Genomic DNA, 22892 nt, shown 5'->3' on the forward strand with positions numbered 1-22892 from the left:
TCTTGAGGAAGTCAGCATGCACTTGACGATCAGCCATTCCCGGATCGGTGATACCCTTCAGACGGTCATCGCCCTGATCGCACTGTCGATGGGAACCATCAGTTCGTGCCTGGCAGACGAAATTTTGATAGGCGGCGCGACGGTCAGTGTGACCCCAGACCAACCAGTCGCGCTCTGGGGTCAAATGAGCACACGAATTTCGGCGGGCGTTGAAAGCCCCGTGACGGCCACAGTGTTGGCACTTGAATCGCGACGCGATGGCCAAAGTACCGAACAGTCGATCATGGTCGCCTGCGATCTGGTCGCGATCCCTGACGAGGTATTGCTGAAAACACGCCAGCGGGTGACGGAACTCGTTCCCGAGTTTCCGGTCGCAAAAATCTTCCTCAGCGCCACGCACACCCACACGGGCCCCGTCATGAACGAGGGGATTTATGCCATTCCCCCGACGGGAGTCATGCAGCCGACCGAGTATGTCCATTTTTTTGCAGAGCGGGTGGCCGCGGCGATCGTGTCCGCCTGGACGAAGCGGAAGCCGGGTAAAGTGGGATGGGGATTGGGGCATGCCGTCGTCGCTCAGAACCGCCGTGCGGTGTTCGATGACGGCACCGCAGCCATGTATGGCAGGACCACCGAGAACAAGTTCCGCATGTTTGAGGGGTACGAAGATCACGGTGTCGAAGTGCTTTGCTGCTGGGATGCCGACGATAAGTTGATCGCCACGGCGATCAATCTGGCCTGTCCCGCACAGGAAGTTGAGGGACGTTCCTTCGTCAATGCCGACCTCTGGCATGACGTGCGCGAGAAACTGCGTGCGGAACATGGCAGCGACCTGCATGTCCTCGCCTGGACGGGAGCGGCAGGGGATCAGTCGCCCCACCTGATGTTTCGCAAGGCGGCCGAAGAACGGATGATGAAACTCCGCGGACTCGATCGGTTGAAGGAACTATCGCGTCGGTTGGTCGCTGCCTGGAAGGAAGCCTATGACGGAGCCAAGCTCGAAAAGCTGTCTGATGTCCCGCTGATCCATCAGCGGGACATCGTAGAACTTCCGCGACGGGAAGTGACTGGGCGCGAGTGGGAACTGGCCAAGGCGAAATTGGCGGATCTGTCGAAGCAGACCGGCATGCAGACACTCCTCTGGTGGCATGGCGGGGTTGTTCGACGATACGAACAGCAGCAAGCGGGCACCGCGAAACCCTACACGATGGAACTGCATACGATTCGGCTGGGCGACATCGCGATCGCCACGAATCCCTTTGAACTGTACACCGACTTCGGAATTCAGATGAAAGCACGCAGCCCCGCGCTGCAGACATTTGTCATTCAACTGGCCGGTCCGGGCACCTACTTGCCCTCACAACGTGCGGTCGAAGGCGGTGGCTATAGCGCGATTGCCGAAAGCAACGAGGTCGGCCCGGAAGGGGGACAAATCCTGGTCGAAAAGACGCTGGCGGCCTTCCAAAAACTGTGGGCGACGGCGAAGTGAGGTGAACCGTTCATGGGCCAGAGACTGCCCCTTAAACGGTGATAAAGTCCGGTTCCGGTTCGCGTCGTCGGAACACTATTCCCAGGCGGCCGCGATCGCACTCGAAAGTCGTGACAGATATTTTCCGGACGGTTCTTGAGGCAACGTGGTGAGTACGATGCCAAACGTTCCGGCCTCGGGATCAATCCACATCACGGTTCCGGTTGCACCCCAGTGACCATACGTGTGAGTGCTCAGGAGGTCCCCGAAATTGGCGCTATGTGCCGGCCAGTCCAATCGCCAGCCAAGTCCCCAGGGTCGGCAACGTCGTTCGATTTCGGGAACGTCACGCATGCATTCCAGTTGATTGCGGGTTGCCGCTGCAATCGCGGCAGGAGAAAGCAATCGCTGGCCGTCTGATGATCGGCCGTGACGCAACATGAACTGAGCGTAGGTCGCCAAATCTCTGGCCGAGATCAACAAACCGCCCCACGGGGCCCCCAGTTGCCGCCAATACCGGCTATTCCAATTCCAGTCGGCACCTTCGGTATGTCCTTCGGGAACGAGGGCGTCCGGGATGCGTTCGTTCTTGTTCGACGGGCCATTGAACCAATCGTCGGTCGCGCCGAGCGCGGCATCATTCAGGCCCAGTGGTACAAAGAACTCGTCGTGCAGAAACCGTGCGCAGGATTTCCCGGTGATCCGCGTGATAATCGCACCCAGCATCGCGAAGCCCATGCTCTGATACTGCACGCCACGACCAGGCGAGAAGGTGAGTGACTCTTCACAGGTTCGCTGAACGAATTGTTCAAGCGTTGCGTGATTTTTTCTCAGTTCGAGATTGTCGGGCAGCATGTCGACCAGGCCCGAGGTATGGGTCAGCAGATGCCGCAATTCGATTCCATATTTTCCCTGGCATCCAAATTCAGGAATGGTTTCGACGACCCGGTCTGCAAGTGCCAACTCACCACGTTCGATCAAGAGCAGGGCTGCCATCGCCACAATCGGTTTGGTGATCGACGCGACCAGGAAAATTGCGTCGTCGCGCAGCGGGGCTTCGTGATTGAGCCGCTGGCGTCCAACATGTGTCAACCCCTCGATTTCGTACTCGGTGCCGGTCGCGATCGCGACGCAGGGAAGCGTTTGCGAGTCACACAACCGTGTGGCCAAGTCGATGGCGGACTGCCAGCGACCGCGATGAAGTTGTCGAATCGTTTTTGACATTTTCGCGTTCCGTGGTTGTCAGATGGAGCAGGGAACCATCAAGCGTGAATCATGAAGGAAGGGGTGCTGAGGGTGTATTGAGCAATCGCTTCAAGCACAAGTCTATCAGTCCGATTCAATTGCGGAACGGGATCCCGTGTTACGAACGCGAACCATTGGTGGCTTCGTCAACGGTCTGGACAGAGTGACAGTCTCATTGGTGCCTCGTCATGCTCGAGGGCGTTGCCAAGCGAGAGCTTTTGAAGTTGCGCTCCTTGAGAAACACCTCTCTCTGGGACGAGTTGACGCCCGATCGAAGCTCCCACCTGGGCAGCGTATTTTTCGCGCGATGAGCCAAACCGCGCAACTTCAAAAGCGGGAGCTTGGCAACGAGGAACATTGGCGGCGATCCGTCGGCAACGATTCGAGCAAGACCACGACAATGACGATCGGAAACGTCGATGGAACGATATCTGCTGAAACGCGATTCCGTCGGATCAGGTACCATTGGGGATGATTGGTGCGCGCGTCTCGCGAGAACGTCCTCAATTTTTCTCGGAATCCTGATATCCTCAGCATGTCGAGAGGGGTCCGTACCACCTGCGTCATGCCTCGGGACCATTGTTTTGCCGTGAGTCGTCCCTGAATTCAGGAATCGCATTGATGAGTGTTGAGTTAGGATTCGTTGTTCGAACTCTGCTGCTGTCGGTGATCATTGGGTCCGCGGCATCGGTGACATTCGCCCAATCCGCGACCGAACGACTACAGGCATTGTTTGATGACGAATGGCAGTACCAACTCCGCGAATCACCGATTGAAGCATCGTACCTGGGCGACAAACGGTACAACGACAAATGGCCCGATGTCAGCCTGGGGGCGATCAAGGCACGGCACGAACACCAGCGTACTGTTCTCTCCCATCTTGCGACGATCGATTCGTCGAAGCTGTCGGACAGCGACCGATTGAATGTCGATCTGTTTCGTCGTCAGTTGACTATCGAACTCGACGAGATTCCATTTCAGTGGTACCTGGTGCCGCTCAATCAGCGTGAAGGCATTCAAGACGAAAGCTCCGTCGCCGATGCCATGTCGTTTCAGTCCGTGAAGGATTTTGAAGATTGGCTCGCACGACTGCGTTCGTTTCCCGAATACATGGACCAGACCATTGCGTTGATGCGAGCGGGAATTGCTGCAGGCATGGTCCAGCCTCAAGTCGTCATGAAACGACTTCCTGCACAGATCAAGCGTCAGATCGTCGAAGAGCCCACGGCCAGTTTGTATTACAAGCCCTTCAAGTCCTTCCCGTCCGAAATTGCGATTGCAGACCGCGAACGCTTGCAGCGAGAAGCGCAGGCCGTCATTCGCGAACGAATTGTTCCGTCCTATCGAAAGTTCTTCGGCTTCTTCGAGCGTGAGTATTATCCCTCGTGTCTGCGCGGCATCGGAGCCTCGCAATGGCCGCAGGGCACCGAGTTCTACGCGTTTTTGGCCAGGAAATATACGACGACGAATTTGTCACCCCAGCAGATTCACGAGATCGGATTGGCGGAGGTGAAGCGGATTCGAATCGAGATGGAACGAATCAAAAATGAGGTGGGATTCAACGGCTCACTGACGGATTTTTTCGAACACCTGCGAACTGCACCCCAGTTTCACTTCACCGATCCCAACGACCTGATGAAGGCGTATGTGACATTCTGCCAGCGGATCGATCCCCAGCTTCCTCGAATCTTCAAAACGCTGCCGCGCATTCCGTATCAACTGGATGCGATTCCCGCGCAGATGGCCGCCGACACCACGACCGCGTACTACCGCCCCCCATCGGCGGATGGATCACGTCCGGGTACTTTCTTCGTGAACCTCTATAAGCCAGAAACGCGACCCAAATACGAGATCGCCGCGTTGTCATTGCATGAAGCCGTACCAGGACATCATCTGCAAATCGCTCTGGCGACAGAAATGGGGAACGTTCCCGAGTTTCGCAAACACTCGCATTTCACTTCGTATGTGGAAGGGTGGGGACTTTACAGCGAAAGCCTGGGTGACGAGATGGGGTTGTACGACGATCCCTATGCGAAATTCGGGCAATTGACGTATGAAGTGTGGCGTTCCGTCCGGTTGGTTGTCGACACCGGAATGCACTCGATGAAATGGACACGTGAGGAAGCGATTCAGTATTTCAAAGAGAATGCCGCCAAGACGGAACTGGATATCGTCAACGAAATCGACCGCTATATCGCCTGGCCCGGACAAGCCTTGGCGTACAAAATCGGCGAATTGAAAATCAAAGAACTGCGTCAGCGCGCCCGGACAAAACTGGGAGATCAATTTGACCTTCGCCAGTTCCACGACGTCGTCCTCAGAAACGGCGCCGTGCCGCTCGACATCCTCGAACAACTCGTCAACGATTGGATCGCACACGTGAAGTAGCGGCAAACCGTCTTGGCCCTGGTCACATGCAAGGCTCCGACACAGGCATGAACGGGCGCCCGTTCAGAATCCCAGGTTGTTACGAGTCGCATTTTGATATATTCCTCGTTACCAAGCTCCCGCCTGATAACGAGGAATATATCCAGGAATTCAAGGAACTCATCGAGTTCCTGATTGCTAACGAGAGAGAAATGTGTTTGGCTGTGCAACAGATGCACGGACACAGAGTGTCGGTTCAGAACCCCGGATTGTTGCGGTTCGCATTCGATTTCGACGGGTTGGATTTATTGCTTGGCGACTTTGAATCTTTGTTCGTTCTTTTCGCCTGGAGTGACTCATCCAAGCGGCGGCAGTCCGCACCGACGGGGCGCGCTCCATCCGCCCAAGTCGCACCAGTCGACTCGGAATCAAGCATGAACGAAATCGCCTTCATCGTCGCCCATTTCCCAAGCGGCGACGATGCCAACACAACCCCCTTCGGTCCCGTCAATAACCGCACGTCGTTGGTTTCACCCCAAGCGCCGTGCCAATCTGAGACCGCCTTAATTGGCTCTCCCCCGGTTCGCCGAATCAGAGTTTGAACCTCTTTTGCGACACCGTTGGAGTTGCCCCACCATTCAATCCGCTTCCGTTCCACTAATGGACTGGAACACTCGACAAACGCCGGCTCATACGCCGATCCTTCTTTGAATTCCGGAGGCGGCAACACCGCACAGAAGTCGACGAACAGCCGAACCGGTGCCGACACGACATCGGGTTTGTCGTCTGGAATTTCGACGTGAATCGCAGATTCCAACGCGGCAAACGTCACGTGTTCCAGATCGACGAGCGGCAATGTTGGACTTTGCGGATTTGTCGCAATGAAATTCAGGGCGTTGCCACGCGTGGCAACGATGCTGTTCCGCAGGAACAGATTCCCTGAATCACAGTTTGCCTGAATGCCATGCCCCATACTCAGCAGCAGGCTATCAACAATCGCCAGAAATGGGGTTTCAGTGCGAGTTGCGGGCGGTGATGCATTCGTTATCTCCCATTGAATCAGGCCATTGAAACCCTCGACGTCATGTTGTTGCGGGCCCTTGATTTGACAACCCTTCAGCACCAGGCTGGCATTCTTGGCATTGATCATCCAGGGAAATACGAGATTTTTCGCAGAGGTCGGGATCTCAAGCGACAGAGACTGAAGTTCCAGAACCCCATTCTCAATGAAAAACATGGCGGTGGTGTCATGTTTCAATTTTGAATCCGTGACCTTGGGATGAATTCGTAGCGGTGGACCATGGCCCTCGGCCTGTCGGAAAATCAGGCGCACCGATTTGTTCACAATCTTGATGGGCGTAATGCTCTTGAACCCTGATCCGGTCACCTCAATGACACTTCCAGAGGGCCAGTCGTTTCGATTGAGGAACAATCCCAAGTCGTCTTTGGCCAGATCAATTCGAATCGAGGGCACATCCGTCCCGGCACGGACGATCTCGGGAAGTCTTGGTCGCTGGCTGGTGGCAAAAAGTCGAGACTGTGAAATCTCGGCGGGCACCCGTAAACCATCGATCTGACATCCCGGCAACTCGCCGCGCGCCGTCTTGACATCTCGATAGGGCAGCTTCGCCAAATCAAAGTCGCTGGGCATCACCAAACTGAGATCGGCGAACGGAGCTTCCTGCCACAGGATCGACTGAAACTGCGCCGCGTCAAACTTCTTATTCCAGACTCGTTCCCAGTCCTCGATCCCCGTGACTTTGAATTTCGACTTGGATTCCATCCACTGTTCGAACCCCAGATACAACGACGACACGGACGTCCAATTCAAATTGGTAAGCCAGCTTCCGGTCCGGGTTGATACACTGGGCCATTGCAATGCGGAGACCAGGACGGTCGCATTGCCGACACCTTCCGCGGAACAAATCGAATCCAAAAACAGGAAGTCTGTCGAAGGAGGCTTCTCGGTATTCTCGACGGCAAGATCCAGGACATGCTTGCGAGCACTCAGGATCGAGCGAACAACTCGAATGATTCGACGGGGTTTGCTCGTAACCCCATCCGCGAGCCCAGGAACCAGGTATCCCTTCAAGTCGAATACCGGGGCCGTCCCGGTTGCGATCAGAGAATCGGCAATCAGGACGTCCGCATTCGCGCGATGCACACTAACGCCTGCCAAACCATTTCCACGGATGACAACATGCTCGAGCAGGAGCCGCGGTTCGATCAAAGGTGCATTTTGAGAGTCCTGAACGCTGCTGAAGACGACCGCGGACGCAGGGACCGCATCAGAACCGGTCGCCGTGAACGAGCAATTTCGAACAAGAAGTTGTCCGTCCGTCACTGTCAGGATCGATTTGAGAGTTTCGGAGGGGTTGCCGCTGCGGTCGAGCAGAAAGTGGATCCCCCGCAGGTCGAGCACTCCGTTCTTCAAGGAGATTCCGGCCGCCGAATCAGGCCCTGAAGGACGAACGATAATGAGCGGTCGATCATCCTCAAGGCCCGGCGCGATCACGATCCGCTTCGCATTCCCAAGCTCGATGCTGTTCACCACGAATGGCCCGCTGCCCAGCAACTTGATCGAACCGCCGGTTTTCTCTGCCGCTTGCAAAGCCTCGTTCAAATTGGGCAGATGGATTCCGTCCATCGCTCCCGGCCCCACCACGAACACGGGCAGGTCTTTTCCATCGTCTGGGGTCGCTGTGGACCAGTCAGGCGGTGTCTGCTTGACGATATCGAACGCCACGGTCGGTTGCACCACCGGCGGGGCGGCAACGACTTCGGGCTTCTCTGGCAATTTGGGTGGAACCGGTACCGCTTCCGGTGGATTGGTCACGGGCTGAACCGCCTGTGGCGGATTCCCGGAATCAAACTGGGAGCTCCACTGAAACACGAACCAGCCGATACCGATCGCCCCCGCACAGAGCGCGGTTGCGATGAGAATCTGCTTAATCATCTCGAGATTCACGCCCGACGGTGGCGCCGTCTCGGTCACAATCGGCTGACGCTTGGGAGGCAGTGGTTTCGGCGCATTTTTGCCCACACGCTTGTCGGACGTCTCGACGGCATTGGGCTTGCGATGCGACGGCCCCTCGTTGTCGTCAGGACGCGACTTGGAGGGCAACTTCGAGCGACCTTTTGTAGGAACCGCCGAATCGTGTTGACTCTCTGGGGGACGTGTTCGCTCGATTCGCGTCGATCCGGGAGGCACCGCATCCAGTTCGTCCTCGATGCGTGATTTCACTCGCTTTGGGTCAGCCTCGACGGCATCGTCGAACACAGGAACTGTCGTTCCCGATTCACCATCGTCGGTCAGATCGCTCAGAATTTCGTTGGAAAACGCCGCTCTGGTGAGCTTGGATCGATTGATATCTTCCAGAAGTTCGGCCGGAGTCTGATATCGATCTTCTGGCTTCTTCGCCGTCATCCGCTGCAAAATGGCGAACACCCCTTCGGGGATGTTTTCGTTCTGCGCCCGAGGATCTGGCAAAGGCTTTGTCGAATGGGCATGCAGCTTGTTGGTCATGCTGCCATCGGGGTAGGGGGGAAGCCCCGTCAGCATCTGATACCAGGTACACCCCAGCGAGTAGATATCGCTGCGAATATCGGCGGACTTGCTGTTTCGCGCCTGTTCCGGCGCCATGTAGTCGACCGTGCCGACCGTTGTGCCGGCCCGCGTAATATTTGTTTCGAGCGTGTCATCGATCGACCTCGCCAGCCCCAAATCGGTGATCTTGACCGTCCCGTCACGGCGCACGAGCAAGTTCGACGGCTTGATGTCACGATGAACGATGTTTTGTTCGTACGCGTGCTGAAGTGCCGACGCGACTTCTTTCACGATCTCGATCGAACGTTTGACGGGAACGACTTTGTGTTTGCGCAAATACTCAAACAGGTCAATTCCGTCGACGAATTCCATCGCGATGAAAAGATGACCGTCAATTTCGCCGGTATCGTAGACCGAAACGATGTTGGGGTGTTCCAGCTGCCCGGCCGCTTGTGCCTCGGCTTTAAACCGGCGAACCAGGATCGGATTCTTTGCCTTATCTTGCGGCAAGACCTTGAGCGCAATCAGCTTCTTCAGATCGGTGTGCTTCGCAAGATAGACGGTTCCCATCCCGCCTTGCCCCAGCTTCCGTTCGATCTGATATTTGCCGAGCGACTTAAGAGGCTGATTCGAGTCGTTCTTCCTCGTCGTCGCATCGGATTCGCCAGTCATTGCGATCCTCCAGTCACTTCGCCCGCGCAGAAACGCTCGCCTCCCGACGGTCCGTGCAAGATACCTCCAGTGAAGGACGCGAAGTGACCCGATTCTCCGCGGCCGTCATTTGATAATTGCATGCGAACGAATTCTTGATCTCTTCATCTGAAGGGGCAGTGTACCAAAGGACGCAAACGGGCGTCAAAAGCATCAGCAGAAGTTGGTGAGAGATTCCGATTATGACAGTGCCGTGAACGATCGGTGGACATGATCGTTCACGGCCGACATCGGATCGGGATTACTGAGCGGTTCGAATCCGGCGGGGAACCGAAGGGACTTCAGCAGGGAAGGGATGAATTTCGGGCTCGAGTTCGGTGTCGGCATTTGCCGAACCGGATTGTCCGAATGTCCCCGGCTTTCCCGCCCCCGTTTTCACTCGCCGAGTTGGCCGACAACTGAGCATCGCGGGCAGAAGCACGAGTTCACCGAGCAATGATGCCATCATTTGTGCAGCCATCAGACAGCCGAAGCGGGCTGTTGGAGCAAAACTGCTCAAACACAACGCCAACATGCCCAAGGCCGAAATCAAGGTGGAATCCAACATCGGCTCGCCGGAGTGTTCAAGGGATTGACACACCGCTTCGGTCGATGAGGCTCCTTGTCGATAGGCGGCCTGATACTTCACGAGGAAGTGGAAGGTACAATCGACAGAAATTCCCAGGGCGATGCTGCCGGTCATCATCATGCCAATATCAACCGGCATTCCTAGAAATCCGACGCCGCCGAACACCAGCCAGATCGGAATGATGTTGGGAATCATGGCAATCACGGCAGCCGTAATCGACCGCAGCGACAAGACCATCACCAGTGAAATCGTCAGTACAGCGGCCGTGAAGCTTTGCCAGAAGCCATCGAAAATCTGCTGCTGTGCATTTTTCAACAGCGGGGTCAGTCCTGTGAACTGAACAGGTTCGTCCGCAAGTTGCTCCGTCAAATCATTCAGCACCTCCACCGGGCTTTGCGGAATATCGTGCCGGATTCGGGCCGAGATCCTCCAAAGTCGCTGGCGACCGGCGACAAGCCCTTCATCACCTGAGTACGAGTTGGCCAGATTCAAGATACGGGCCGCGGCGCGTGTGTTATCTGGCATTTCTTCCGGGAAGAACATCGCGAGCGACAACGTATGACGCACGCCGGGGTGCGCCGCAATCTTCGCTTCGATCGCACGTACTTTCTGAAGCTGATCCACAAACGCCTGCTTGTCCCCGCCGAGATCCACCACCGCTTCAATCGAATCGATGTTCGTCAAATCGTCTTGGATGCGATTCAAGTCCGCCAGGATTTTGCTTTTCCTGGGCAGGAATTCGGTCGGGTTGATACTGGGCTTCAACTGAAGGATGCCGATCGCCGTCACCGCCAACAATACGGCCGCGCTGCTAAGAATCCGCCAGCGGTTCGCCGCGACAGCGGTCCCCCATTTGCGGAAGTCGAGATGAAAGCGAGTCGACCGAACGGTGCAATTCGGCAAGACCGTCAGCAAAGCGGGGGTCACCCCCAGCCCCACGAACAGCGCCACAATCGAACCACACGCGGCGGCATATCCGAACTGACTGACGGGAAGAATCGAGCTGACATTCAGCGAAACCAGCCCCAGCAGCGTCGTCAGCGTCGAAAGCATGCAGGGACTGAATGACTCTTTCACTGCGGCGGCTAGTGGCTCCAGATGCCCTTCCTTCCGTGCACTGTCATAGTAACTGACCACATGCACCGAGATCGAGAGCGTGAAAATCATCACCATGATCGCCAGCGATCCCATGATGAAATTCATTTCGCCGCCGAACAGCAGCATGATCGATTGGTTGAGGAAAATTCCCCATAGCGCCGTGCCCAGCGTCGCCAGCGACAGCCCCATATGTCCGAATGAATAGTACAACAGGCCCAGGCTGATTCCACAGGTCAACAGAAAGAACTGTCGGCTGGATTTCTGGCTGCCCAATCGGTCCAGCTCCGTCACGATGACCGGTGCCCCCGTCAGGGCGACCGATTCGAGTGGGAACTGACAGTACGTTAAGGTCTGTTTCACATCTTCGACGACCTGAGCGCGGTCTTTGACTCCCAACTCAGAGAGCATACAGACGACGCCGATCAAATCGCCGGATTGCGAGGTCAATAAGCCATTCAGGCGCTGTCGCGCGGCAGCGTTCTCGACACCGAATTCATTCATCCGCCCGATCATGCGGTCGGGGGTCCAGCAATGGCGAATGCCAGGCAGACGCTCCAGTCGGCCCGCGAAGGCTTCGACCAGCTTTGCCGTGGCAAGCTTTTGCGGCAGTCCAATGACAATGACTTCTTCGGCGCCGAAGTCCTGCTTGAACTCCTCGTAAAGCTGTCGTACTGGCGTATCACGTGGCAGCCAGGTCTCGATGTCGTTATTGGAACGCATCTGTTCCGACTGGTACCAAAGCCAGGGGAACGACAGGCCTACGAGCCAGAGAATTGTGACGCTATATCGTCGATAGAAGTGCGAAATCATCTCGTCCGGCGTCTTTCTGGCGAATGAACGGCGTTGGATTCAAAATCTGGCCGAAAATTCCATCATCAATCCATGAGATTTCTCGCGTCAAATCCATGACTTCAGCCGAGCGCCGCGTTTTCGTCGCCGATCGGCCCGCAAAAATTTTCCCCGCTCGTGGCACAGCGACTCTGTCCTGACGGTTCCCGATCATCGCCCGCGGGCAGGGTGGCCTGCTCGCAGCACGTTCATCGAGGTGTCAATTCAGATTCGAAGTTCCACTCGCGTTCCAATGCGTCGTGACGGCGTCGCTCAGGTGGTCTGACGGACGTTGCGTCACTCGCTCTACATGTTCTCGACGGTTTCAGGGGCGTCGTTTGATCGTTTCACACTAACGATTGCTCAAGGAATGGAGTTCCACGACGGATGACCGCAAGGCGTAGACTTTTCCGGACGCTCAGAAATTCTTCACGGCTCGCAAATCGGGTTGCCGCGACCGACCGTCGGCAAATCCGGAACTGCACATGGAATTCTGAGGGACACGCCAAACTTCGACCGAGACGCGGCGCCGGTCGATTCAAACAGCCAGTTTTGATTCGTGTTCGGTAATGCGAGCCGAAGAGTTCAAAACACCTAAGCCCAAAGGACGGCGAGTGGAAATCCGCACGAATCGCGACGGATTCCCGGCGTCAGAACGATCCGTAACCTCTTACCTGTTCGAGCATTCTCAACGTACAGAGCCCCGATACCCAGGTCGCGGTTTTCACGGAAACCGAAACCGGGGACTTAGGACGTTTTGGACCTGACAAAAAAGCCTGTCCGATTCGATCGCGCCATCTGTGCGATTCGAAATGGCGATCGATTTTCGGTGGCCGCGGTTCTGGAATTCGTAAGAAGAAATGGCAATGATGCCCGCCGAAGCAGAAGTGTTGATAGACTGCGAACTAGGGCGACGATGGAACTTCGATCGCGCTTCATTCGGTCAAAGTCACATGAACGTTTCGAATCATTATTTTCGATCTTTGCGGCCGCCAAGCCGATATCGAGAGACCGTCAGCGGAATCGGTTCGGGACGGAATCGGTTTTCGCATTGGTATTGAAATCCGTTCGCCAGTTCAGGTGCTCGCGTACGATCTCATCGCGGCAAGCCTGGATCGAAATTCTCAATCCGTTGTAGCCTTCAAGGATGATCCGTGTCGTCGACACCCTATTCACCTTTTCTCAGCACACCAGCATCGAAGCCTGGATTCACTCCACCACCGAAACCCAGTGGCGCCGCGGGCGGCGGGCAACGTCCCGGCGGGGCGTCGCTGGATGAACTCAATCCGTCACAACGCGATGCCGCCAAAACGCTGGATGGCCCGTTGCTGGTTTTGGCAGGTGCGGGCACAGGAAAGACCCGCGTGATCACATTTCGCATGGCCGAAATGATCCGAAGCGGGATTGATCCGAATCGAATCTTGTCGGTGACATTCACGAACAAAGCCGCCAAGGAAATGGCCGAACGAATGTCGCATTTTCTTGGCCGGCGCCCGTCGAGCCGACCTGTGATCTCGACGTTTCACTCGTTGTGTGTGCGAATTCTTCGCGAAGAGATCGAAGCACTGGGTTACCCCAGTAAATTCGTCATTTACGATCGGGGTGATCAGGAATCGGCGGCGCGAAAGGCACTCCGCGACATCAAGGTGACCGACGCCGCTCTGAAACCCGCAGACCTGCTGGGCCAAATCAGCCGCTGGAAAATGGTGGGCGTCCTTCCGGAACTGGCCGCAGAGTATGCCGACGACGATAAGGGATTTCTCGCCTCGTCAGGATATCGTCGCTATCAGCAAAGCCTGCGCGCATCAGGTGCCGTCGACTTTGACGACCTGCTGCTGCTGACCGCGCAATTGTTCGATCAGTTTCCAGACGTGCTGGCGCGGCAACAAAAAAAATTCGAGAAAGTGCAGATCGACGAGTATCAAGATACGAACGAGATGCAGTTCCAGATTATCGGGTCATTGGTCAAACCCCATCGCAATCTGTGCGTCGTGGGCGATGACGATCAGTCGATCTATGGGTGGCGCGGTGCGGAAGTGAAGCACATTCTGAGTTTCCAACAGCACTTCCCCGAAGCGAAGGTCGTCCGTCTGCAGGATAACTATCGCTGCACCGGCGAAATCATTCGCCTGGCCAACCAGCTCGTCAAACACAACCGCGGCCGTCACGACAAAACACTGGTCGCACACAAAGACGGACCGACTCCCTGCGTGAAACCCTACGCGGACGAGCAGACCGAAGCCGAAGGCGTTGTGCGTGAGATCAACTACCTGGTGAAAGAACTGAAAGTTCCGCCGCAAGACATCGCCATTCTGTTTCGAACGAACGAACAACCTCGACTGTTCGAGACGGAACTGCGCCGCGTGCGCGTTCCCTATCAGCTCGTCGGCGGGCAGTCGTTCTTCGATCGAAAAGAGGTGCGCGATGTCATGGCCTACCTGAAGGTGCTGTCGAACCCTCAGGACGAAGTCTCACTGCTGCGAATCATCAATACTCCGCAGCGTGGGATTGGCGACGCATCGACGTCCAAACTGCTGAATCGCGCCGTGAAATCCGGTCGGAAAATCTGGGACGTAATTCCCGATGCACTCGCCGAGAAAGAGATTACACAGAAGACCGCCAAAGCGATTGAACAGTTTCGCCACCTGATGGTGGGCTATCATCAGCGATTCAATGCGAGCGGCGCCCGCCTTGGCGAGACGCTTCAGCAATTGCTGCACGAAATCGACTACGAAAGCGAGATTGAAAAGCAGTACAAGGCCGCCGATCAACAATTGGCCCGATCGGCCGTACTGGATGAATGCATCAGTGCGTTGCGCGAGTACGAACAGAAGTCGGCCAAACCCAGTCTGACAGAGTTTCTGGATCAAACGTCGCTCAACGGCAACGATCGCAGCTTCGGCGAAGATGATTCATTCGAACAATCCGCCGTGAAGCTGATGACCCTGCACAGCGCCAAAGGTCTTGAATTCCCGCGAGTTTATCTTGTCGGTCTGGAAGAAGGATTGCTGCCCCACAAGCGATCCATTACCGATGAATTGGAGAACAACCCCGCGGCAATCGAAGAAGAACGCCGACTGGCGTATGTGGGAATTACACGAGCGAAGGACGTCTTGACGATCAGCTACGCGCAAACACGCATGAAATGGGGCAAGCGTTCAACCACCAAGCCTTCACGGTTTCTGGTCGAAATGCAGCGCGCGATCCGCGAATGAGCCGTAAGCACCGATCGATCACATTGCAGTCTGACGAGGAGCGCTGACAAGTTTTTTCATTGGTTTTGTGTGCCACTGGCCGTACCCGCGCCAGTCGATGACGGAATGTGGAACACCGTGGGGTGGGAATCGAACGGCAATCATCTTTCAGAAAAACACTTATTGGAAGGTCTCTCGACGACCTTCATTGCCCTGCTACGAATCAATGCGGATCGGGCACTAGCAGAGCCAGTTGCACAGGGCAATCGCCGAATCAGGCCCGTCACAGCGTTAAACGTCGTTCTGCTCGTCGGACGGCACGTAAACAGGCGTCCTTAACAAAAAAACAAAAGCCCACCCAGGGTAGGGCGGGCTTCAGGTTCGTGACTTACCGTGACGAACTCACGTGCCAGCGACTGCGGATTATCCGCGGCGGGCGGGCCGCTTGTTCGTGGTCATGCAGACATCCGCCACTTTTCCGGATTCTTCCAGGGCCATGTGGAATCGCTGTTCCCCTTCCAACCGGTGAACTGTCACGTGGTACGCGGAGCTGGTTGCCGCGAGGTAGGGGCGTTCTTCCGGTGTCTTGGCAGCGCGTAATTTTCCCCACGAACCGTCACCCAGATACAGCACACCGTTCTTATCCTTCAGACCATTTGTCAAAGGATGACTACGTTTGAACGTATGATCGTGGTGTTCAAGCACGACATCGACGTTATAACGCTCAAACAACGGACACCAATGCACGCGTTGTTCATGGCCGGTGCCGTTTCCACCGTTGGCCCCTTCCATTGCCCGGTACGACGGATACGCAGGAACATGGTTCGCGACCATCAGGTGCGGACGGTCCTGTCGATCGGCCAGAGTCTTCTCGAGCCATGAGGTCTGCTCGCCCGCGATCGGTTCCAGGTGGTCTGTATCGAGCAGAACCAGGCTCAAATAGTCACCAATATCAAGGACGCCGAACGTCTTCTCGGGAAACAGATTGTCGAAGACGCTCAAGTAATTCGGTGACTTATCCCGCTTCATCTTGTAACTGCCGTTGACTTCATGGTTGCCGATACAGCTCAGCATCGGAATCAGACGACCTTTGGCGTCGATCATGTGGCCATGATAATTCTGCAGGAACTTGATGAATGTCTCGGGCGATTTGCCATTGTCATATGCCAAGTCGCCCCCAATCAAGGCGAAGTACGGTTCTTGCTTCGCGGCGAGAATATTGGTTTTGACGGCATGTTCGTCGACCCCGGCGTCGCCGCCAGACACGAATTGAATGGTATTGGTTGCCTTCTGTGGCATCGTGCGAAACCGATAAATTTTCGCCGCATTCCCAATCTGGAACTGATATTCGGTTCCGTCCTTCAATCCCGTCAGCTGCGTGCGAAAGACCTTCAAGTCTGTTGTCGAAAACGGCTTGGTGATGGTCTTGGCGAGCTGCCAAAGGGGATTGTCCACCGTCGCGAACTTAACCGACACATCAGCAGGCGTTTCACTCCCAATCCACTGCACGGTCATTGAGGATGTAGGATCTTGCTGCCACGAGAGAAACAACGTGTCTGGTGCAAAACTGAGGCTCGCCGCATCTGCGATCGCAGCTGCCGTGACCGTATCTTGAGCAAATAGCGATGGGCCGAAGGCAAACGCCGCAGCGAATCCACCCAAGGAAGAGCCAAGAAATTCACGTCGATGCAAGGAAGACATGGCGGTGTCCTAGTTCAAACAAAACGGAAAATCGAAAAAACGAAACCACTTGCGGGAATCATGCCCGACGCCACCTGTCATGCCAGCCATTCCCCAAAACGCACCGCAATGCGTTTTGCATCGGGCAGGCCAGGAAACATACCGTGGCGTCTGCAATGCTTAACAATACCGCAGAACTCACTGTGCTGAAACCGTCGGGCGACTTCTGACGCGTCCGTTTGGACGATGTGCCGAGCCACCGGAATCGACTCAAAGCCGCAACCGCCTTGACATTTCTCGCGCATCGAGCGGGATGGCCCCACTTCGTCAGGCCGCCGTCGACAGCCTGCCCAACCGGTTGGCAACACGCGCAGTTTCTCACCAGCACGACACTCTGACGCTCGCCCATTTGAGAAACCGATAAGCAACAACGGTCCAGAGCCACCTTAATTTAACCTCTACAACAACTATCCAAATGAACACATACATTGAAACAACACATGAACACCGACAACACTTCTTACATCTTCGTAATTTCACTAGTTTTCAGGTCGTTTTCATATTTATGACTTGTGATGCTAATGCTGTCTCCGTAGCATTTTGACAACATCAAGAATGCAATGTTTACTTACACATCGTACGAACAGTATGAAGTAAACACTCCCTACAACTCTGCATTATTCTATTTGGCTTGGATCACAAACGGGCGGCGGTCACGCATCCGCTTGTGCAATTCATCGACTCACTCTTTTGTTTCTGTACTCGAATTGACTTTCGTCATTCGATTGTTTTGCCCTGCGCGTGTTTTGAGACTTCGACACGAGCTGTTTTCTCTCAACTCAATTCTTTCGTTTCAATGTGAGGATTAGACATTGAACAAGATCAATCTTGTGTTAATCCCTGCGTGCGCTCCGCGATCCGCGCGACACGGCGTTGTCGACACATCCAAACTGGGATCCGACGGCATGACTCATCAAGACCGACAACAGTCAAACTGCCGCGTGAGCATGATCTGCGGGCTGTTGATGTCGATGGTCGCGGGATGTGGAAGCGGCAATCAACCCTGCACGGTTGAAGGCAGCGTCACATACAAATCAAAACCGATTGAGAAGGGGGCGATTCGGTTTGTGACCGAGGACGGCACACCGGGAGAGGGCGATCTCGGCCCCATTACGAACGGCCGCTATTCACTTACGAAAAAACAAATGATGGCCGGGAAGTATCTGGTCATGATTTCTGCATTTCAGGACACCGGCCGGCGCTTCATCCCAGAACCAGGAGCCCCCGAAGTTGTCGAAGAACGTCAGTACCTTCCCAAAAAGTTCAACTCCAGTTCCAAATTGAAAGTGAGCTTGAAGGGTGGAGCGAACACCGAAGATTTCAATTTGACCGATTGATGATTCATGCGTAACCGTTCACATCCCGAAGAGACGGGGACAGTTACGATTTATGCTTCCGCGATGCGGGCCACTTTTTGCTTTTCATTCCTTGTCTCAGAAGTTTTTCTTTTCAGAAAGTGAACGAATGATGTACCGGCCCGAACGTGACCACTCAACACCCTCGACACATCGCGGTTTTACACTCATTGAACTGCTCGTGGTCATTGCAATCATTGCAGTGCTGATTGCGTTGCTGTTACCCGCGGTCCAACAAGCTCGTGAAGCGGCGCGACGAACACAGTGCAAGAACAATCTCAAACAGATTGGCCTGGCAATCCATAACTACCACGACACGTTTACAATCTTTCCACCTGCCATGGTCAGACGGTCGGCGGGCGCCAACATTCCGACGCAGACTCATAGCAACGGCGCCGCGTGGTCGCTTCGAATTCTGCCATTTCTCGACCAGGCAAACCTTTACAATTTGTTCAACTTCAATGCGGAACCGGCCTGGGCCGACACGATTCCCTATCCCGCGAACCCTGCCATGACGACCTACGCCGCCGTGGCAGGCACCGCGCTGCCGGTGTTCCTTTGCCCTTCGGATTCGTCTGATTCCGCCAAGGCCGTGAAACTGGCAGGCCCCATCAATTACATGGTGTGCGTTGGCAATACCGACAATTGGTGTGCCGATTCGCTGGGGAACTATTCCGGAATCAACTCCATCACCTGCCAGAATGAAGGCGTCGCCGTGATCTATGGGATGAGTGCCGTTCGAATCGCGCATGTGACAGATGGCCTGTCCAACACGATGGTTGTCGCGGAATCGCGTGTCGGGTTTCCCTACGTCCAGCAGGACAACAACTATTCGGGCTGTCAATCAGGAACCGCGACCCCGGCCACATCGTGGTGCTCGTCGAATTCCGGGACTTATGCGCCGTGTGCATACACCGCCACGGGTGCGTCGAACAACCGCTACGAACCACGTGGCTGGAGCTGGGTTTATGCCCAGGGAATGCAATCATGGTCATTTACCACGCTGCTAAAGCCCAACGACAAATCCTTTGTTGCCGAGAACATGGAATGCACTTCAACGCCTTGGCAGCAAGCCGCCTACGCTGCACGAAGTGCACACGTTGGTGGGGTGCAGATCTCAATGGGTGACGGCTCGGTCCGCTTTATTTCCGACAATATCAACCTTGGCACATGGCAGAGTTTGGGCGACCGCGCCGACGGAACAACCGTTGGGGAATTCTGAGGGCACGACCATTCACAAACCCTTGTAAAATCGTCAGTTCAGGTGTCCATCGCAGACCGGACCGGGTTCGTTCTTCAAATTGACCATCGAAGAGTTCCCGGACCGGCGATTTGACGTTGAACTCCGGCATCAGTAGCATCCAAGTCTTGATTGGCCGTCACTTCTCGACAGTCAATTTCACCGAAGTGGGGCATCACGGCGGATCGGATTTCCGCGACGCCGTGTCGGTGACCATCCAGAATGATGCTGCTTTTCCTTGTCGCGACGGGTGCAGAACCCCATTCCGGCCTGACGGTGCCCCCAGGCAGTTTCGTCGATTGTCGCCCAAGGAGTAGGAAACGCGGAAAGTTGTTCCATGGCCGTTGCCGCTCGTCGTGCGCTGATCAGCCTCAGCGACAAACAGGGTTTGATTCCGTTCGCTCAAGGCTTGGTCCGACTGGGATTTGAGCTCCTGTCCACAGGGGGAACCCGTAAGTCTCTTGAACAGGCTGGAATCCCCGTGCTGGATGTCGCGGGCTACACGGGCTTCCCCGAAATGATGGACGGCCGTGTCAAGACTCTGCATCCCAAAGTTCATGGGGGACTGCTGGGCCGACCCGACCTGGCCGAAGACGCGAAGTCGATGAGCGAACACGGGATCACCCCGTTCGAGCTGGTTGTGGTGAACCTTTATCCGTTTGTCGAGACCGTCTCGAAACCGAATGTCACGCCCGAAGACGCGATCGAACAGATCGATATTGGCGGGCCGAGCATGCTGCGTTCGGCGGCCAAAAACCACAAGTATGTCGGTGTCGTGACGAGTTCAAGCCAGTACGATCAAGTCCTGAGCGAACTGGAACGCGGAGCCTTGAGCTTCGAATTCCGCCGGAAACTGGCCGCCGCCGCATTCGAAATGACCGCCCGCTACGATCGGGCGATCGCCGACTATATGGCTGGCATCACAACCGAAACGAAAGAAGACGCTCCCGCCGAGTTTCCCGCGAAGCTGGCACTTCAGTTCGAACGACGGTCGTCACTTCGATACGGTGAAAACCCCCATCAGCGTGCGGCCTTCTACGTTGAATCGAATCCCTCGCCAACTTCGCTGGCCGCCGCACAAATCCTGCACGGTAAAGAGCTCTCGTACAACAACCTGCTCGATCTCGACGCCGCCATGCAGATTGTACGTGAGTTTCAGAAGCCGGCAGCGGTCGTCATCAAGCACAACAATCCTTGTGGCTGTGCGATCGCGGAAACATTGTCAGATGCCTACCTCAAGGCCGACGCCGGCGATCCCGTCAGTGCATTTGGTTCAATCTTGAGTTTCAATCAACCTGTCGACGAAGCCACCGCCGATCAATTGTGTGCTCCGGGACATTTCATTGAAGCGATCATCGCCCCGGATTTCTCGACAACGGCGTTTGAGAAACTGACGACGATTCCCAAATGGAAAAACAACGTGCGCCTGCTGAAGTGTCCCGCGATGATGCAATCGCGCCCGCTGAGCCAGGACTTTCGCCGCGTCACTGGCGGACTGCTGGTTCAAGATCGGGATGAATCCGTCGAACAGAAGTCAGACTGGCGCGTCGTCACCTCGCGCGCTCCGACGGCAGCAGAAATGGTCGACTTGGAATTCGCCTGGCTGGTCTGCAAACACGTGAAATCAAACGCCATCCTGTTCGCCAAGTCCGGACAGGTCGTCGGTGTCGGGGCAGGGCAGATGAGTCGCCTCGATTCGTCGTATATCGCCGCTTACAAATCGGGCGACCGGGCACGCGGCGGCGTTTGCGCTTCTGACGCGTTCTTCCCCTTCCGGGATGGAATCGACCAGATTCAAACCGCGGGAATCAAGGCCGTCATCCAGCCCGGAGGATCAAAGCGTGACGACGAAGTCATTGCCGCCTGCAACGAGCACGGGATCGCCATGATCATGACCGGATGCCGACATTTCCGACATTGATTTCGGAACCTTCATCGACGGTGGAATGCCGATGCAATCAGTTCGAGGCATCGGCATTCACGTCGAAGGGATCGGCTTCCTGCGTCGTCTCATCGTCCCAGTCCATGACACGACGTGGCGTTGAACCGCCCGCCGACTTGTCAGAATCCGACTTGTCGGTGTTCCAGTCGTGTTCCGCATCCGTGTCACTTGAAGCATCACGTTCGGGCCAATCCACTTTACGTGGTTCCTGGAACGTTTCATCTGTTTCAAAGGTTGCGGGTGACTCATCAGGTGAAGTCATGGCCCGTAATCGCCCAGGTTTTGCTGCCGGTTCGTCGTCTTCAGCCGCTTCGCTCGTGAAGCTCGCATTGAAAACGCCGCCCGGGCTCGATCCAACCACCGCATTAACCTGTTGAATGTCCGAAGGCATCGGCAGGCGAGCAGGTTCGGTCGAGGATTCGACCGGAAGAACGAAGTCCGCAACGGTAATATCGGGATAAAGCTTTGTCAGCTCGGCCAGCGCAACACTGGCTTCGTCCAATTTCGGCTCCAGTGCAATTGCTTCGCGGTACCGTTGCTTGGCAAGGCCTTCTTCGCCCCGCAAGTGATGAATGTAGGCCAGATTCGAGAGCGCATTCGGTTCATCATGGACTTGCCGCAACAGCTTCAGACATTCGTCCACGCGTCCTTGCCGCCCAACCACCAGCGCAAGATTGGATGTCGCTCGGACATCATCGGGGCGTAGATGAAGGGCCTGCCCCAAGATCAATTCCGCTTCAACGGCATCACCGCGTAAGTAATAGTAATATCCCATGTCGGTCAGCAGGCTGGCATTCTTCGGATCACGTTTCAGGGCTCGCGTATAAAGGCTTTGTGCTTCCCCGTATCGGTGCAGCCGTGTGCAGACGACCGCCAGCCGGTGCTGAATATCTGGGTTCCGCGGATGTTCCAGCAGCAGGTCACTGTAGATTTCGCGTGCGGGCTCGAATTTACCCCGCGACTCCAGACGACGCGCGGCCAGGTACCGCTTGGCAACTTTAGATTTGACTTCGTGCTGCTGATGCGTTGTCTTGATTGCCGCCGTGGTGCATCCCACCTGAAAAGCCATGACCAACATGAGGCAGGTTGCTATCAATGCTCGCATGACCGAAATCCTTGGTGAAACGTCGACAGAGCCTGTGCTGCCCGCCGTAGCGTCCGGCGGATGCGACTGCCATCGAATTCACGTGCTGTGATTGTCACGTGGTGTGATTGTGTGGTGCGACGGGTTGATCGATTGTCTGGAAAGGAACGGGCGGGATGATCGAGAACTCGAGACATGACGCCTGGTATCAATCATCCATCGGCCAACCACGACCGGTAACTTGAGTCGACTTTGTTGATTATTCCGATTACACAAGAGCTCGTTGCAATCCATTTACCAAACGTCACTTACGGCACAACTGAACAGTTCAACTGATTCGTGGCGTTGAATGACTTCCAGTTGCAACGAAGTTCTTCCAGAGACGAGTTCCTCGGTTCATTCTGGGACAATGGATCAATATCCTGTGACTCTTCGAACCTGAATTGATACGTTGATGAACTCGTCTACGATCAGGCCCACGAGCCTGCGGACAATGTTCGCCGAC

11 protein-coding genes are annotated in these 22892 nt (G+C 55.5%); 6 read left to right on the forward strand and 5 right to left on the reverse strand.

The window, feature by feature from the left end:
• Window positions 1-16: 16 nt before the first annotated feature.
• The gene (locus OSO_RS0128990; RefSeq protein ID WP_157605513.1) at window positions 17-1489 is read left to right on the forward strand and encodes a hypothetical protein; all 1473 of its coding nucleotides are present in this window, start codon (window positions 17-19) and stop codon (window positions 1487-1489) included.
• A 75-nt stretch (window positions 1490-1564) separates the two neighbouring features.
• Here OSO_RS0128990 and OSO_RS0128995 read toward each other — a convergent pair whose 3' ends face one another.
• Window positions 1565-2692, reverse strand: coding sequence for a serine hydrolase domain-containing protein (locus OSO_RS0128995; RefSeq protein WP_010586473.1), 1128 nt, complete (start codon window positions 2690-2692; stop codon window positions 1565-1567).
• A gap of 642 nt (window positions 2693-3334) precedes the next feature.
• Between OSO_RS0128995 and OSO_RS0129005 the strand changes: the two genes are divergently transcribed.
• The gene (locus tag OSO_RS0129005) at window positions 3335-5101 is read left to right on the forward strand and encodes a DUF885 domain-containing protein (protein ID WP_010586475.1); all 1767 of its coding nucleotides are present in this window, start codon (window positions 3335-3337) and stop codon (window positions 5099-5101) included.
• 235 nt (window positions 5102-5336) lie between these two features.
• Here OSO_RS0129005 and OSO_RS48745 read toward each other — a convergent pair whose 3' ends face one another.
• Both OSO_RS48745 and OSO_RS0129015 read right to left on the reverse strand, forming a co-directional pair.
• Entirely contained in the window at window positions 5337-9299 is a 3963-nt protein-coding gene (locus OSO_RS48745) for a serine/threonine protein kinase (protein ID WP_010586476.1), read from the reverse strand.
• A 280-nt stretch (window positions 9300-9579) separates the two neighbouring features.
• Complete coding sequence (locus OSO_RS0129015) at window positions 9580-11814, reverse strand: efflux RND transporter permease subunit (RefSeq protein WP_010586477.1); 2235 nt, start codon at window positions 11812-11814, stop codon at window positions 9580-9582.
• A 1172-nt stretch (window positions 11815-12986) separates the two neighbouring features.
• Here OSO_RS0129015 and OSO_RS0129030 point away from each other — a divergent pair.
• On the forward strand, window positions 12987-15047 hold the full coding sequence (locus tag OSO_RS0129030) for an ATP-dependent helicase (protein ID WP_010586480.1): 2061 nt from the start codon (window positions 12987-12989) through the stop codon (window positions 15045-15047).
• A gap of 402 nt (window positions 15048-15449) precedes the next feature.
• Here the strand turns inward: OSO_RS0129030 and OSO_RS0129040 are convergent, their stop codons facing one another.
• The gene (locus tag OSO_RS0129040; protein WP_010586481.1) at window positions 15450-16727 is read right to left on the reverse strand and encodes a purple acid phosphatase family protein; all 1278 of its coding nucleotides are present in this window, start codon (window positions 16725-16727) and stop codon (window positions 15450-15452) included.
• A 944-nt stretch (window positions 16728-17671) separates the two neighbouring features.
• Here OSO_RS0129040 and OSO_RS48750 point away from each other — a divergent pair.
• The 3 genes from OSO_RS48750 (at window position 17672) to purH (ending at window position 21282) form a co-directional block, all read left to right on the forward strand.
• Entirely contained in the window at window positions 17672-18103 is a 432-nt protein-coding gene (locus tag OSO_RS48750; RefSeq protein WP_157605514.1) for a hypothetical protein, read from the forward strand.
• Window positions 18104-18230: 127 nt separating this feature from the next.
• Window positions 18231-19343 (forward strand): DUF1559 domain-containing protein, encoded by a 1113-nt coding sequence (locus OSO_RS45610; protein ID WP_237729349.1) that lies wholly within the window; start codon window positions 18231-18233, stop codon window positions 19341-19343.
• A 355-nt stretch (window positions 19344-19698) separates the two neighbouring features.
• Complete coding sequence (gene purH, locus OSO_RS0129065) at window positions 19699-21282, forward strand: bifunctional phosphoribosylaminoimidazolecarboxamide formyltransferase/IMP cyclohydrolase (RefSeq protein WP_010586485.1); 1584 nt, start codon at window positions 19699-19701, stop codon at window positions 21280-21282.
• A gap of 37 nt (window positions 21283-21319) precedes the next feature.
• On the opposite strand, the gene OSO_RS48755 is transcribed toward purH, so the two are convergent.
• Entirely contained in the window at window positions 21320-22408 is a 1089-nt protein-coding gene (locus tag OSO_RS48755) for a tetratricopeptide repeat protein (RefSeq protein WP_083842986.1), read from the reverse strand.
• Window positions 22409-22892 lie beyond the last annotated feature (484 nt).

This window comes from Schlesneria paludicola DSM 18645, from assembly GCF_000255655.1.
GTDB lineage: Bacteria > Planctomycetota > Planctomycetia > Planctomycetales > Planctomycetaceae > Schlesneria > Schlesneria paludicola.

Coding starts and splice junctions, on each gene's coding strand:
- OSO_RS48745 (WP_010586476.1), bottom strand. CDS start 9,299: ATGACTGGCGAATCCGATGCGACGACGAGGAAGAACGACTCGAATCAG.
- OSO_RS0129015 (WP_010586477.1), bottom strand. CDS start 11,814: ATGATTTCGCACTTCTATCGACGATATAGCGTCACAATTCTCTGGCTC.
- OSO_RS48750 (WP_157605514.1), top strand. CDS start 17,672: ATGACTCATCAAGACCGACAACAGTCAAACTGCCGCGTGAGCATGATC.
- OSO_RS0128995 (WP_010586473.1), bottom strand. CDS start 2,692: ATGTCAAAAACGATTCGACAACTTCATCGCGGTCGCTGGCAGTCCGCC.
- OSO_RS48755 (WP_083842986.1), bottom strand. CDS start 22,408: ATGCGAGCATTGATAGCAACCTGCCTCATGTTGGTCATGGCTTTTCAG.
- purH (WP_010586485.1), top strand. CDS start 19,699: ATGGCCGTTGCCGCTCGTCGTGCGCTGATCAGCCTCAGCGACAAACAG.
- OSO_RS0129005 (WP_010586475.1), top strand. CDS start 3,335: ATGAGTGTTGAGTTAGGATTCGTTGTTCGAACTCTGCTGCTGTCGGTG.
- OSO_RS0129040 (WP_010586481.1), bottom strand. CDS start 16,727: ATGTCTTCCTTGCATCGACGTGAATTTCTTGGCTCTTCCTTGGGTGGA.
- OSO_RS0128990 (WP_157605513.1), top strand. CDS start 17: ATGCACTTGACGATCAGCCATTCCCGGATCGGTGATACCCTTCAGACG.
- OSO_RS45610 (WP_237729349.1), top strand. CDS start 18,231: ATGATGTACCGGCCCGAACGTGACCACTCAACACCCTCGACACATCGC.